This window comes from Alteromonas sp. RW2A1 (assembly GCF_001886475.1).
Classification (GTDB): domain Bacteria; phylum Pseudomonadota; class Gammaproteobacteria; order Enterobacterales; family Alteromonadaceae; genus Alteromonas; species Alteromonas hispanica.
This window is the reverse complement of sequence record NZ_CP018031.1, coordinates 2,601,605-2,614,106: the sequence shown is the minus strand read 5'-3', so window position 1 is coordinate 2,614,106 and position 12,502 is coordinate 2,601,605. Positions and strand designations below refer to the sequence as shown.

The 12,502-nt window shown below is 43.6% G+C and carries 12 protein-coding genes; 6 read left to right on the top strand and 6 right to left on the bottom strand.

Going from position 1 to position 12,502, the window contains the following annotated elements; genetic code table 11:
• The first annotated feature begins 2 nt into the window (after positions 1 to 2).
• The 5 genes from BM528_RS11625 to BM528_RS11605 are packed head-to-tail and all read left to right on the top strand — an operon-like array spanning position 3 to position 4,287.
• Entirely contained in the window at positions 3 to 701 is a 699-nt protein-coding gene (locus BM528_RS11625) for a thermostable hemolysin (protein WP_071979953.1), read from the top strand.
• Entirely contained in the window at positions 698 to 2,158 is a 1,461-nt protein-coding gene (locus BM528_RS11620; RefSeq protein ID WP_071979952.1) for an AMP-binding protein, read from the top strand. The genes BM528_RS11625 and BM528_RS11620 overlap by 4 nt, the downstream gene beginning before the upstream one ends.
• A gap of 13 nt (positions 2,159 to 2,171) precedes the next feature.
• On the top strand, positions 2,172 to 2,843 hold the full coding sequence (locus BM528_RS11615) for a TenA family transcriptional regulator (protein WP_071979951.1): 672 nt from the start codon (positions 2,172 to 2,174) through the stop codon (positions 2,841 to 2,843).
• Positions 2,843 to 3,652, top strand: a complete 810-nt coding sequence (locus BM528_RS11610) for an SDR family oxidoreductase (RefSeq protein ID WP_071979950.1) — start codon at positions 2,843 to 2,845, stop codon at positions 3,650 to 3,652. Before BM528_RS11615 ends, BM528_RS11610 begins: the two co-directional genes overlap by 1 nt.
• On the top strand, positions 3,649 to 4,287 hold the full coding sequence (locus BM528_RS11605; RefSeq protein ID WP_071979949.1) for a hypothetical protein: 639 nt from the start codon (positions 3,649 to 3,651) through the stop codon (positions 4,285 to 4,287). The genes BM528_RS11610 and BM528_RS11605 overlap by 4 nt, the downstream gene beginning before the upstream one ends.
• 267 nt (positions 4,288 to 4,554) lie before the next feature.
• On the opposite strand, the gene BM528_RS11600 is transcribed toward BM528_RS11605, so the two are convergent.
• The 6 genes from BM528_RS11600 to gloB form a co-directional block, all read right to left on the bottom strand.
• On the bottom strand, positions 4,555 to 5,025 hold the full coding sequence (locus BM528_RS11600) for an FKBP-type peptidyl-prolyl cis-trans isomerase (RefSeq protein ID WP_071979948.1): 471 nt from the start codon (positions 5,023 to 5,025) through the stop codon (positions 4,555 to 4,557).
• Positions 5,026 to 5,170: 145 nt separating this feature from the next.
• Positions 5,171 to 5,362, bottom strand: coding sequence for a hypothetical protein (locus BM528_RS11595; RefSeq protein ID WP_156844056.1), 192 nt, complete (start codon positions 5,360 to 5,362; stop codon positions 5,171 to 5,173).
• Between the two features lie 310 nt (positions 5,363 to 5,672).
• Entirely contained in the window at positions 5,673 to 7,394 is a 1,722-nt protein-coding gene (locus tag BM528_RS11590) for a DUF5666 domain-containing protein (protein ID WP_071981283.1), read from the bottom strand.
• A gap of 586 nt (positions 7,395 to 7,980) precedes the next feature.
• The gene (locus BM528_RS11585) at positions 7,981 to 9,012 is read right to left on the bottom strand and encodes a hypothetical protein (protein ID WP_071979946.1); all 1,032 of its coding nucleotides are present in this window, start codon (positions 9,010 to 9,012) and stop codon (positions 7,981 to 7,983) included.
• 4 nt (positions 9,013 to 9,016) lie between these two features.
• Entirely contained in the window at positions 9,017 to 10,687 is a 1,671-nt protein-coding gene (locus BM528_RS11580; protein WP_071979945.1) for a lytic transglycosylase, read from the bottom strand.
• A 65-nt stretch (positions 10,688 to 10,752) separates the two neighbouring features.
• Positions 10,753 to 11,544 (bottom strand): hydroxyacylglutathione hydrolase, encoded by a 792-nt coding sequence (gloB, locus tag BM528_RS11575; RefSeq protein ID WP_071979944.1) that lies wholly within the window; start codon positions 11,542 to 11,544, stop codon positions 10,753 to 10,755.
• Positions 11,545 to 11,629: 85 nt separating this feature from the next.
• Here gloB and BM528_RS11570 point away from each other — a divergent pair, with 85 nt between their 5' ends.
• A complete protein-coding gene (locus tag BM528_RS11570) occupies positions 11,630 to 12,475 on the top strand; it encodes a class I SAM-dependent methyltransferase (RefSeq protein ID WP_071979943.1) in 846 nt (281 codons plus the stop codon).
• The last annotated feature ends 27 nt before the right edge of the window (positions 12,476 to 12,502 follow it).

Genomic DNA, 12,502 nt, shown 5'->3' with positions numbered 1-12,502 from the left:
TTATGTTAAGTACCGTACTATCATCAAAAAGTCGCTCTAGCGCACGTTGCGCTAGGCACATATATCCTCGTAATGCGCTTACACAGTTATTCATCGGCGTCGACTCATCTTTGCAACGCAACGAGCTTCAGCGTCTTATTGCCAAGGGTTTTTCGCGTTCTTATCACGCTACACTTCAAAATTTCATGCCAGTATTACTGGGCGTAGGAGGTAGCAAACCTCTAGCTGCATTAGGGGCGCGAAGTGCAGTGTCTCCTTTGTTTGTTGAGTCTTACATGCCGGCGCCAATAGAAGATATGTTGGCGCAGGTCAATCTAAACGTTGCGCGCAATCAAATTGCCGAGATAGGTAATTTATATAGTCGTAACGGTAGTTTCACTCAACCGCTTCTACTCTTAACAGCACTTAGTCTATTACAGCTAAAATATTCGGTGATTGTGTTTGCCGCAACGTCATCATTACGAGAATTAATGGCAGGCATCGGCCTCCCACTCACCTACTTATGCGATGCATCAAAGCATTGCTTGCACAATGAAGGTGCAGAGTGGGGGACGTACTATGAGACGAAACCCCAGGTAGTGGCACTTCGCACCATAGAAGTATCGAGACTTGTTGCCAGCAGTGAATCAGTGGCAAACATGTTCGATTGTATGGCGCCACTTCTGCCTGAGATTACTAAAATATTTGAGGCAAACTTATGATCTTAGATCCTCATGTGTTTCAAAATGATGATACTGCACTGGCGTGCAATGGTGGCAGAATGAATTATCGGGAATTAGTTGAAAGAGTATCGCTAGTTTCTGAATGGTTGTTGCAGCAGCCAGAAACGCACTTAGCACTAATCGCTGATAATGGCGCAGAGTGGGTTATTTGCGATTTAGCGGCCCGAGAGGCGAATAAAGTACTTACTCCTGTACCCGTTTATTTTTCAAAGCAACAGCGTAAGCATTTGCTTAGCGAAGCTGGTATTGAGTTATTAATAGCTGATAGCGGTAACAAGAGTGAGTACGCTGAGCACGAAGGCATAAGCCGAATTGAGTGTCCCTTTGAAACTTTGCAGGCTTACAAGCTGAAGCCCAATGGCCAACCTTGTATCCCTCAAGGAACAGGGAAAATCACCTTCACCTCAGGGTCTACCGGACAACCTAAAGGGGTATGTTTATCGAATATTTCGCAGCTTAACGTAGCGAAAAGCTTGTCTAATGCGGTGGCATTAAATCGAGTTAAACATTTATGTTTATTGCCATTGCCCACATTACTAGAAAATATTGCTGGGGTTTATGCTCCGTTATTAGTTGGCGGTTGCGTTGTTCTGCCTTCTAGCGCAGAGCTTGGGTTTAGTGGTGCAGCACTCACAAATCCAAACGCCATGCTCTCTCAAATAAATGAACATCGGCCCGAAACGCTTATTTTAGTGCCGGAATTATTATTATTACTTGTTTCAGCCTGTAAGAAAGGCTGGGTACCACCAACCTCACTTACCTTTATTGCCGTAGGAGGCGCACATGTGGCGCCCTCCTTACTCGAGAGTGCACGCGCTTTGCGACTTCCTGTTTTTGAAGGGTACGGCCTCTCAGAAGGTGTATCGGTAAATACGTTGAACTTACCCGGTAAACATTGCGATGGCAGTGTCGGTGAATCACTTGGGCATAACAAACTATCTATTGAAAATAACGAGCTTATCGTTAAGGGAAACATCTTTCTTGGTTACTTGAATCAGCCAGATTCATTTTATCCTTTTGAGGTGAAAACCGGTGACTTGGTGTCTGAGGAGGGGGGCTATTTTCACATTCAAGGGCGCCAAAAAAACCTTATTATTACCAGTTTAGGGAGAAATATTTCACCTGAGTGGATTGAGAGCGCGCTCACCTCAACAGGCTACTTCCAATATGCATTGGTTGTTGGTGAAGGACAAAAAGCCTGCAGTGCAATTTTAGTTAAACGAGAACCTACACTCAATGCACAGCAGATTGCACAAGTTATCGCATCTGTTAACCATTCCTTACCTGAATATGCGCGTATCGCCAAGTGGCACACGCTCGACGCGTTACCAGAGAACGCATTGTTACTTACTGCTAATGGCAAGCTCCGTCGAGAGCAAGCGCTACAGCATTTTCAATCAACTATTAGCAATTTATTCAACCAACAGGTTGCGTAACTAAGGAGATACTATGAAATTATTTGAAAGGCTTGAAAGCGAAACACAAAACGAACGTGCTTATCTAACGTCCTCGCCTATCATCCGTCGCTGCTTTGAAGGCCATATTTCAGTAGATGATTACACCGCATTTTTGTCGCAAGCTTATCACCATGTAAAGCACACGGTTCCGCTGTTAATGGCCACTGGCGCTGCGTTACCAGAAAGTAAGGAATGGCTGCGTGAAGCAGTGGGAGAGTACATCGAAGAAGAAATGGGTCATCAGGAGTGGATTTTAAATGACTTAGCGGCCTGCGGTGTTGATAACGAAACCGTAAGACATAGCGCACCAGCTGCGGCGACAGATTTAATGGTGTCTTATGCCTATGATGCGATACGCCGTAAAAACCCGCTGTGCTTTTTTGGGATGGTATTTGTGTTGGAAGGCACAAGTATTGCCCTAGCCGATAATGCTGCGGCATCAATTCAAGATGTGCTAGGGCTCCCTAAGTCGGCATTTAGCTATCTGCGCTCCCACGGTTCGTTAGATCAAGAGCATATAGTGTTTTTTAAAGATTTGATGAATAAAATTGATGATAAAGCAGAGCAAGATCTCATCATCCACTCTGCCAAAATGTTTTTCCAACTTTACGCGAACATATTTAGAACGTTGTCGTGTTCTGACTCGCTTACGGAGGCTGCGTAATGGCCATACTTTTTGAAAAGCAGGTGTGTCTATTAACAGGCGCATCGGGTGGAATAGGAGAGGCCATTGCCAAACAGCTAGCAAGCCTTGGAGTCTCACTTATACTCACAGGACGAAATATCGGCAAGTTAGGGAAGCTTGTAGAAGCCTTACCGGGTCAACACACAGTCGTATGTGCCGATCTGACACAGACTGAGGATATGGAAAAAGTGGTGGCACTTTGTCGCGACAAGTCGGTAACAATGCTAATTAATAATGCCGGAATTACAGAAACAGGCGCATTTACCGACGCTTCGAAAGAGGCTGTAGACTCTGTAATTACAACTAACTTAGTGGTTCCTATCACGCTTACACAAAAACTGATCCCCATATTACAGCGCGCACCTGACGCTCACATTATTAATATCGGCTCTACATTCGGCAGTATTGGTTTTGCGTGTCACTCTTTATATTGCGCCTCTAAGTTTGGTCTGCGCGGATGGACGGAATCGTTAATGAGAGAGTACTCGGGTACTAATATACATTTTCATTATTTTGCTCCCCGAGCCACACAAACGTCAATTAACTCAGCGCAAGCTACATCAATGAATCAAGCGTTAGGCAATGCCGTTGATGCCCCTGACGATGTGGCGCAGGCGCTTATTGATATGCTGAATAAAAACCAATCTCGCCGTTTTCTCGGGTTTCCAGAAAAATGGTTTGTAAAAATCAATGGTGCGTTTCCCAAGTTAGTCGATGCAGCACTTAAAAAGCAGCTTCCCACTATTCAACGCTATATGAAAGCACCCCACGAGGAGAAATTATCATGAGAGGGTTTAACGTTATTTGGGCATCAGTTCTAATCATGCTTAGCATGACAAGTTATGGCAATGAGAATTTGTTAGCTATTCAGCATGAATGGGCAGAAATAAACTATTCCGAGTTAGAAGGCGATGACAAGGTAGACGCTCTACTAGCGCTTGCAGATAAGGCAGAGTCCTTAGTAAAACAGGCACCAGAAGGGGCAGAGGGCTACATTTGGTTGGGAATTGTTCAATCAACCACCGCAGGTGCGAAGGGGGGCCTCGGTGCGCTAAAATATGCAAAGGCAGCGAAGAAAAGTTTTGAAAAAGCACTGCGCCTTGATGAAACAGCGCTTCAGGGATCGGCAATGACAAGCTTAGGCGTGCTTTATCATAAAGTGCCGGGGTGGCCGATTGGGTTTGGTAGTGATAAAAAAGCCGAAATGCTGCTGACAAAATCGCTTTCGCTTAATTCTGATGGAATTGACCCTAACTTTTTTTATGCAGAATATCTCTTTGATGAGCGTGAATATGATAAAGCGCTGAAGTACTTAGCAAAAGCACAAGCAGCAGCGCCACGCCCAGATAGACCTCTTGCTGATAAAGGTCGCCGAAAAGAAGTAGAACAATTAAAACAAAAAGTACTGGCAAAGATGAACTAGCATTGTCGTTAAATTGCATGGCATCGACTTTTACACATTAGCAGGACAAAAGCGCTACCTGAGCCTAAAGTGAATTTGACTAAAGTGCTCGAAAATTATCTGACTTCCGGTTATTTGCGAGCAGTTCAACAAGGCTAAGCTAATACACATAAAGCTAAACGCTTTTTTGATGGGCTTCTGATTAACCTTTATTTTCAAGCTATTTGAGGCCGAATCAGCGCTTATACCAAACCAATACATTTAGCATTTTGTTATTACTGAATAGGGCTATTTAACTTCTAGCAATTCCACTTCAAATATTAGCGTGGAGCCTGGTGCTATTTTTCCAGCTGCGCTGTCGCCGTAGGCTAGGTGTGATGGGATAAAAAACTTATATTTATCTCCCTCAACCATAAGCTGAACACCTTCCGTCCAGCCTGCAATAACGCGGTTTAGTGGAAAGCTAATGGGTTCACCACGCGCCACAGAGCTGTCAAATACAGTGCCATCAAGTAACGTGCCGTGGTAGTGCACTTTTACTGTTGATGATGCCGTTGGGTGCTGTGTACCTTGTCCTTCTTGAAGTACTTCGTACTGAAGGCCTGAAGATGTCTCTTTTACAGCAATATTGGCTTTATTTTCTGCTAGAAACACGTTGCCGGCTTCAATGTTTTCAGTCGCAACTTTCTTGTTTGACGTGTGGCGGGTAAATAAGAAAATGGCTAAACCAATTACAATAGCTAAAATAATAAACTTCATTAGTAATCTTCTTTTATTTGTTGTTGTAAATAGGCGTTACAAAAAGAGGTGCTAAATAGTGTATCACTCGTCATCGTTAACGCGTGTAATTTATTATAAAGTGAAAAAAGCCCGTAACATCGACCTATAGAATGGGCTTTATAAACTATTTGCTAAACCTATCTATAAGTAATCCAAACTGACTGCGGCTTCCTACTATCGTTACGTATCCCTTCTCAGGAAGCTTATCGAGTTCTTGTTTAGATAAGCAAAGGTAAGTGTCTTCAAACTCCCTTGTCTCAATAATTTCAATACGGTGTCGGCAGTGTTTTTTACCGTCTATCTTTTTAAATGCCATGCTTTGTTTAACACTGAAAACCATAGAGTTTAGTGTTTACAAAACAAAGGCCATACACAGTTGGAGCATTAAGAGAGACTTTATGAATTTTAACAGTACGTTGGTCGACTTTTACTAAGTTTGCAAATGTGCTCATACGTTTGTAAAAATGTGAGCATAGCAGGAAGTTCACTGCTCTGGCAAAAGGCTAGGATCATAAATTATGAAAAATAAGCCTAGGTATGCGCAGAATTCCGCATACCTAGGCTCGGTACTTCATGTAGTAGAGGTTTAAATACTTATAAAAACGTGGTTTTTGAATGATTCAACTCTAATCATTCTCTAGCTCCGCTTCATATGCATTAATGACGCTGTTTGATGACCAAGTGCCCTCAACTTCAACAATATCATTTATTTGCAAAACAGCCATAAACTCATCAACAGAAACACGCCTATCGTCAATTTCAAGTTTGGTTGCATTTTTAATGTCCACGGTATAAGAACCCAGCGTAAATGAGGTAGCGGAAAGTATATCGGTGATGCGGTCTTCCAATTCTACATAACCACTGCCACCTTCGCGATCATCATCACCGTCATCATCATTGTCTTGTATCTCAAGCTCAAACTTCGCAGGGGAAAATATGCCGTCTGTATCGAACGTCCCGCTTATCTCAACATAAAGCCCGCTAGCGAGTAAGTTGACAAATTCGGTTAATGCAACTCGGGAATCATCAACAACATAAATTGCTTGTTGTGATAGCGGTATTAGTAGTCCTGATACTTCAATTTCCGAATTAGAAAAGGCGATAATTTGCCCCTTAATTTCAGACTCTTCGTAACGCTCTTCTTCACGTTCCCGCTCGATTTTTAAAATGGTAAAGCGTTCCTCTTTCTTGGCGTAAACCACTTCCACAAAATCATTGAGCTGCAGAGAAGTAAATGAAAAATACTGATCATTTTCGGCCTCATACCGTGTCTGTGAATTCGCAAAGTATGTGTTGCCTCCAATAGTGAGAGTCATTGCTTCATAGTCGATAGCGGTAATTGCGCCTTTGAGAACGCCATCATTACTATACTCATTCTCAAACTCGATATGGTTGGTAACAAAGCTCCCATTTACAAACGATCCCTTCAGTTCAACCAAGACTCCAACTTTCAGGTCTGAAGATGAGCCATTAGAGAAAGTAACTGAGTCACTTAATGTAAATTGTTGCCCATTAACGTCCAATGTATTGGCGGTACTATCGTAACCAGTAATAACGCCCTCTATTTCTGCCTCTTCATATTTGTCATCGTTATCATAGTTTTCTACTTCAACTTCAGTAGCAACAAAATCATTATCGTTAAAAGTGCCTTCAGCTTTTGCAAGTATTTGATTTGCCAGTGCTCCTTCAACTCGGGAATTAGAATAATCAACCGAGACATTCCCAATCGAAAACCGCATATTATCTAGATCCAAATTCTGAATAAGGCCAGTAATATACTCGTTTTCTCCGTTATCGTTGTCAGATTCCTTTTCAATATAAGTTGCCTGAAACTGTCCGCCTGCCAGTGCATATCCACTTACTTCTACCCGGTCTCCAACGCTTAAAGATGCCTGCGAAATTGCAATGAAATGAGTTAAGTCGCCGTAGAAAACTTCAACACCTGAGACAGTAATGATTCGGTTTACACGGTCAATAGACTGCACAAAACCTTTCAGCCCTGAGTCATACTCAATCTGCTGTGCCGAGAGTATTTCGCCGTCTTCATCGCTAACTAGGTTGATATTCATGCCTACTCTTAGGCTTTCAATACTCTGACCTTCTCGTCCATTAATAATAATGTTTGTATTATCAGTATTATAGCGCTCTCCATCAAGGTACACGCTGCCAAACCCAGTGATGATACCTCGTTTAGCAGTGCCGGTTGTCGTTGCTGTGCCTTCAGGGGGCGCCGCTGTTTCTGGGGGCGGAGCAGATGAGTTGCTCGTTTCGTTGAGTTCGGTGCTGTCACCACCGCCGCAACCAAAGAGAGCAAATGGCAACACAGATAATGCAATAAATTTTTTCATAAGTTGATGTCTACTTCTGTTTGAATTCACCAACATTATTCGTACTTTTAAGTGGATATAAAATAGGCCATTCGTCTCAAATATGATGGGTCATACGACCTATACTCGAGGATTTAATCTACTTTAGTCTAACTTATTAAAGAAAATGGCGGCCCTTACAAAGTGACCGTTATGATATTCTCTTTATTTCTTTAAACTGAATTAAGTGAGGAAAAAGAGAAGTAGCAAGTTTAATAATGGAAGCCTTAATACCATTCCGCATAGATACTTACCCACTCAGCGAGACTTAAAATGTTCGTAATCGCGGCGTGTTACCGCAGGTATAGTCGTTCTAAATCAAGGTGACAGAACAAAGAGTATGGACATTTTAAACTCGCCCTTCGGGAAGGTCTGGCAAGCTTCCTAGCTTCATTCTGGGAGCTTGAAAGGGAACAGCCATTTCTGCATTCCCACGCTTTGCTAGGAAACTTGCCAGCGCCTTCTGAGTGGGCAATTATCTATGCGGATTGGCATAATAACGTAATACAGCAATTTATTGACAATGTTTTGAAAGGCGATGTTTAAACGACAAGAATAAATGAATAGATTACTTAGGGGCAACAGGTGGCGGAACGCTCGACTCTTTCTCCATAAGTTGCGATTTCCAGCGCTGTTGCGATACGTGAGCTTTAACAAGTTCTAAGCACTCGTTAACCACATTAAGCACTTCTTCATCGAGGGCATCAGCAGTAGGCGTGTAGTCATGCAAACCAACCGATATAAAGTGGTCTATGCGCTCTGAATCTAAATCACTCAACAAATTCACCAGCGACGATGTGACAATGTCGGTAACAGACTGTTCTAACGTGTTTTCAATGGTTTTACCGATAACAGGTAGGTAATTGAGCGTAGACACTTGGGCGTTGCCCCGAACGGCTTTGCCAACGCTTTTTCGAACGTGTTCACGAATAACGTCGCCATGTTCGTCATTGCTAATCGACTGGCCTAGATGATTGATAATTCCCGCCATCCATTGAGTGAGAACGGGGCGTCGAGGTGCAAGCACTTGGTTGGTAATATCATCTAGAAGAGGTGAGCCAGCTGAAATATCTTTTTGTGCATCGCTTAAAACCTTTACTACTATTCTGTCGCTCAACTCTTCTACAAAAACGTCGTAGTAGAAGGCAAAGAAGCGGAAGATGGCCGTTTGATTAAGGTCGATAATTTCGTATTTATGCAGGCGATGCAAAATAGAAAGAATGCGAAGAAAGCGAAATAGTCTGGTGCCGCCAGTTGGGATAAGACCCACTAAATCGTACCAGTGTAAGAATGGAAAGAAGTACCAGCGAAGGTGCTCTTTTCGTACTATGGCCACTGCCCAGCGGAAACAAAACTCAGTAAAGAATATTCCAATAAAGACTAAGTCGACGAGTAGAAAGTTGTTGTGTATGGGGTCGTAGGCGTCTATGACGGCAGGAAAATGTACACCTAGTTGCTGATAGACAAAGTTAGTAGCATAAAGAGCATCAAAAATTAGCCATGCTAGGTTTATAAACAACAAGCCCAGCATGACTAAATCTAAAATTAACCAAGGCGTTTCGTGGCTGTTACGCAGGTTTTCCCGGTTAATTTTTAACATACCTCTATCCTGTCGATGTCAGCCTAGTTACGTCAACGTATAGCTTAAGCTTTTGCCCAGGCTGTAAATACTGTTTAGCGTTAAGGCTATTCCATTTGCTAATGTCACTCACTTTAACATTGAATTTGCTTGCTATGCGAGAAAGCGAGTCTCCACTTCTTACGGTATAGGTAAGTTTTTTCGTCACACCAGCATCACTTTTGCCTTCAAGCCAAATAACAAGGGTCTTGCCCGGTTTAAGCATATCGCCCGGTGCCATGCCATTCCATTTTGCCAATTGTCTGGTTGACACTTTAAATTTACGTGCAATGTCCCAAAGCGTATCGCCAGATTGAACCGTATGACGTACTTTTTGCTTCGACTTGTTGCTACTTTGTATGCTGGCAAGGCGCTGTTCTTTCGAAAGGGCGTAATCGTCTAATGCCTTTAATGCAACGGGTACCATGATAGCCTGACCAATGCGGATCATCGATGAATCGAGTTCATTAACCTGCTGAATTACCTTGATGGTAGTGTGGTACTGATTGGCAATTTTGCCAAGGCTATCTCCGCTTTTAACTGTATGTCGAACCCAGTTAAGGCGCTCCTTTCTATCTATTTTTGCTAGTGCCTGTGAAAAAGAGGCTGCTTTTTCAACGGGTAACACTAAGCGATGGGGGCCATCTGGCGATGTAGCCCAGCGATTGAAACCTGGATTGAGTCCATGAAGCTCTTTTAGTGACATATCCGCAAGTTCAGCGGCAAATGCAAGGTCTACCTGTGAGCCAATATCTACCACTTCAATAACCGCAATATTTTCAACTTCAGGCCAGGAGAAATCGAAGGTCTTTTTGTTTTTCAAAATGTCGGCAAGAGCCAGCAGTTTCGGTACATAGGCTCGGGTTTCTCTTGGCAGGCCTAAATGCCAAAAATCCGTTGGCTTGCCTGCGCGTTTATTGGCGCGAATTGATCGCATAACTCGACCTTCACCACTGTTGTAAGCGGCAAGTGCGTGTAACCAGTCACCATCAAACATTTCGTTTAAATAGGTGAGGTAATCAAGAGCACCTTGAGTAGAGGCTATTACGTCGCGCCTGCCGTCGTACCACCAATTTTGCGGCATGCCAAAGCGTTTACCTGTACTAGGAATAAACTGCCACATGCCTGCGGCGCGGCCATGAGAATACGCGAAAGGGTCGAAGGCGCTTTCCACAATAGGTAGCAGCACCAACTCCATAGGCATGTTGCGCTTTTCAATTTCTTCAACAATATAATACAAGAACGGCTTTGCGCGCTTCACTACGCGGGCCATGTATTCTGGGTGTTTTAAGTACCAATCTCGTTGAGCCGTAACACGATTGTCGTCGGGAATGTGAAGTGAAAAGCTGTTGCTAGCGCGTTGCCAAACGTCGGTGATCACTGGGGCTACTGCTACATTTTCTGGCTCTGTGATTTCAGCGGTTTCTTCAAGAATGTCGTCCTTTGGGTGGATAACATCAATCACGCCGTCTCGAGCAATTTCACAATCGGCAATCTCTTCTTCGCCTAAATAGGTTTCGGAACAGGCCTCAAGCGCGGCTTTCTCATTTTCCTCGACGGCCAATTTTTCGCTTTCGCTTTCGTTTTCGGTTAATTGACAACCTGAAAGCCCTAACGCCAGTATGATTGGCGCAAACGGGAACAACTTCGACTGCATATTATGAAGAAACCTCTTTAAGCACTGCAAACGCGCCATAGTACGCGAAACAGTAACTATTTTCACTAAAACTCATCTTTCCAACGCCTAACCGCGGCGAAAACGGCTACATCATCGCTAAGCGATGTGCTTGTGAAAGCTTCTGCCGCATCTTTTACACTAGGCTCATGGGAACGTAAAAAAGGGTTTATCTTTTTTTGCTCACCAAGTACACCTGGCAGAGTACACTCATTGTGTTCGCGCTTTTCTTTTACCCACAAGGCGTAATTTTTAAGGTCGTTATTGTCTGGCTCTGCCGCTAGCGCAAAGTTCACATTGGCTTGGGTGTATTCATGTGCGCAGTAAATTTTCGTGCTGTCGGGTAGGCGTTTAAGTTTATTCATTGAATGCAGCATTTGCTCTGGCGAGCCTTCGAAAAGTCGGCCGCATCCGGCTGAAAACAAAGTGTCGCCACAAAACAGGGCACCATGGCCGAAAAAGGCGATATGATCCAGTGTGTGTCCGGGCACTTCCAATACTTGAAGCGACATATCAATAACAGGTAAGGCGACGGTATCACCTTGCGCCACTGTTTTTGTTAAGCCCTTTATGTGACCGCCTCGAGGCCCAATAATGGGTAATTCTTTTACTGCCGACGCAAGCTTAGCAATACCACCGGTATGGTCGTGGTGATGGTGGGTTATTAATACAGCAGCTAATTTTAAAGCGTTTTCTCTCAAGTAAGACAACACTGGCGTAGCGTCGCCAGGATCGACAACTACCGCATGCTTATCATCGTGAATACACCAAATGTAGTTATCGTTAAAAGCGGGAATAGGGTGAATGCTTATACCCTTAGCCAATGTGTCGGAGCGCATAATACACCTGCTTGTTTAGCTATAATTATGCGTTACTATAGGGGCATGTGGTTAACAGAGCAACCAAAGAGCGTGTGCAGTGATAATGAAGACGGCGTTTAGAGCAAAGCCACCACGCTATCCTGGTAGCTGGGACGAGTTTCCCGCGGGCGATAATATAAAACGTGCAGTTGAAACCGTGTGTAACGATTATGCCCAGCGAATATTTGGCTATCACTTTGTAAAAGTGGGTAATTTAAGTGCCCAGATCCAATTATTGGAAAGCCCCATTCATCACCAAATTAACCATACGCCAGATTTTACCAGCAGCGAACGTGTCAAACATGAAAAGCGAGGCAGTGAGCCCAATGATGGTGCTGGCAATGAACCTAATACAACGCGCAATGAGCCGCGTAATGAGAACTTTGTTATAGGGCAAGCCCATAAGCTACCGTTTTCAGAAAACAGTGTTGATGGGTTGCTGCTTGCTAACGAATTAGATTTTGCACAAGATCCACACGAAATATTAAGAGAGGTGGATAGGGTAATTACGCAAGACGGTCATGTTATTATTAGTGGCTTCAACCCACTTAGCTTAGCCGGCGTGGCTAAATACTTACCGGTAAAACGTGACAATATTTTACACGATGCCCGCTTTTTCTCTTCATACCGCATAAAAGATTGGCTTCACCTTTTAGGGTTTGAAGTAATAGAACAACGGCAAATTATGTTTTCAACGCTTTTCTTTCAGCAGCGCTGGGGGGGAGCCGCTAAGGTTCAACATTATTTATCTTCTTATTTGCCTTGGTGTAGCGCCGTTTATGTCATTCTGGCTAAAAAACGGGTGGTTCCCATGACCGCGATAAGGCCCAAACGGGCTATTAAACCGCAGTTTTCAACAATGGGGGCCAGTGCTCGCACTACCTCTCAAAAACAAAAAGGCCACGTTTAGCCGCTGTGTAATAGCTAGCTAAACATG

Excerpts from the sequence above, each read along its gene's own strand:
- BM528_RS11615 (WP_071979951.1), top strand. The coding sequence starts at position 2,172 with ATGAAATTATTTGAAAGGCTTGAAAGCGAAACACAAAACGAACGTGCT.
- gloB (WP_071979944.1), bottom strand. The coding sequence starts at position 11,544 with ATGCGCTCCGACACATTGGCTAAGGGTATAAGCATTCACCCTATTCCC.
- BM528_RS11625 (WP_071979953.1), top strand. The coding sequence starts at position 3 with ATGTTAAGTACCGTACTATCATCAAAAAGTCGCTCTAGCGCACGTTGC.
- BM528_RS11595 (WP_156844056.1), bottom strand. The coding sequence starts at position 5,362 with ATGGCATTTAAAAAGATAGACGGTAAAAAACACTGCCGACACCGTATT.
- BM528_RS11600 (WP_071979948.1), bottom strand. The coding sequence starts at position 5,025 with ATGAAGTTTATTATTTTAGCTATTGTAATTGGTTTAGCCATTTTCTTA.
- BM528_RS11585 (WP_071979946.1), bottom strand. The coding sequence starts at position 9,012 with ATGTTAAAAATTAACCGGGAAAACCTGCGTAACAGCCACGAAACGCCT.
- BM528_RS11610 (WP_071979950.1), top strand. The coding sequence starts at position 2,843 with ATGGCCATACTTTTTGAAAAGCAGGTGTGTCTATTAACAGGCGCATCG.
- BM528_RS11570 (WP_071979943.1), top strand. The coding sequence starts at position 11,630 with ATGAAGACGGCGTTTAGAGCAAAGCCACCACGCTATCCTGGTAGCTGG.
- BM528_RS11590 (WP_071981283.1), bottom strand. The coding sequence starts at position 7,394 with ATGAAAAAATTTATTGCATTATCTGTGTTGCCATTTGCTCTCTTTGGT.
- BM528_RS11580 (WP_071979945.1), bottom strand. The coding sequence starts at position 10,687 with ATGCAGTCGAAGTTGTTCCCGTTTGCGCCAATCATACTGGCGTTAGGG.
- BM528_RS11620 (WP_071979952.1), top strand. The coding sequence starts at position 698 with ATGATCTTAGATCCTCATGTGTTTCAAAATGATGATACTGCACTGGCG.
- BM528_RS11605 (WP_071979949.1), top strand. The coding sequence starts at position 3,649 with ATGAGAGGGTTTAACGTTATTTGGGCATCAGTTCTAATCATGCTTAGC.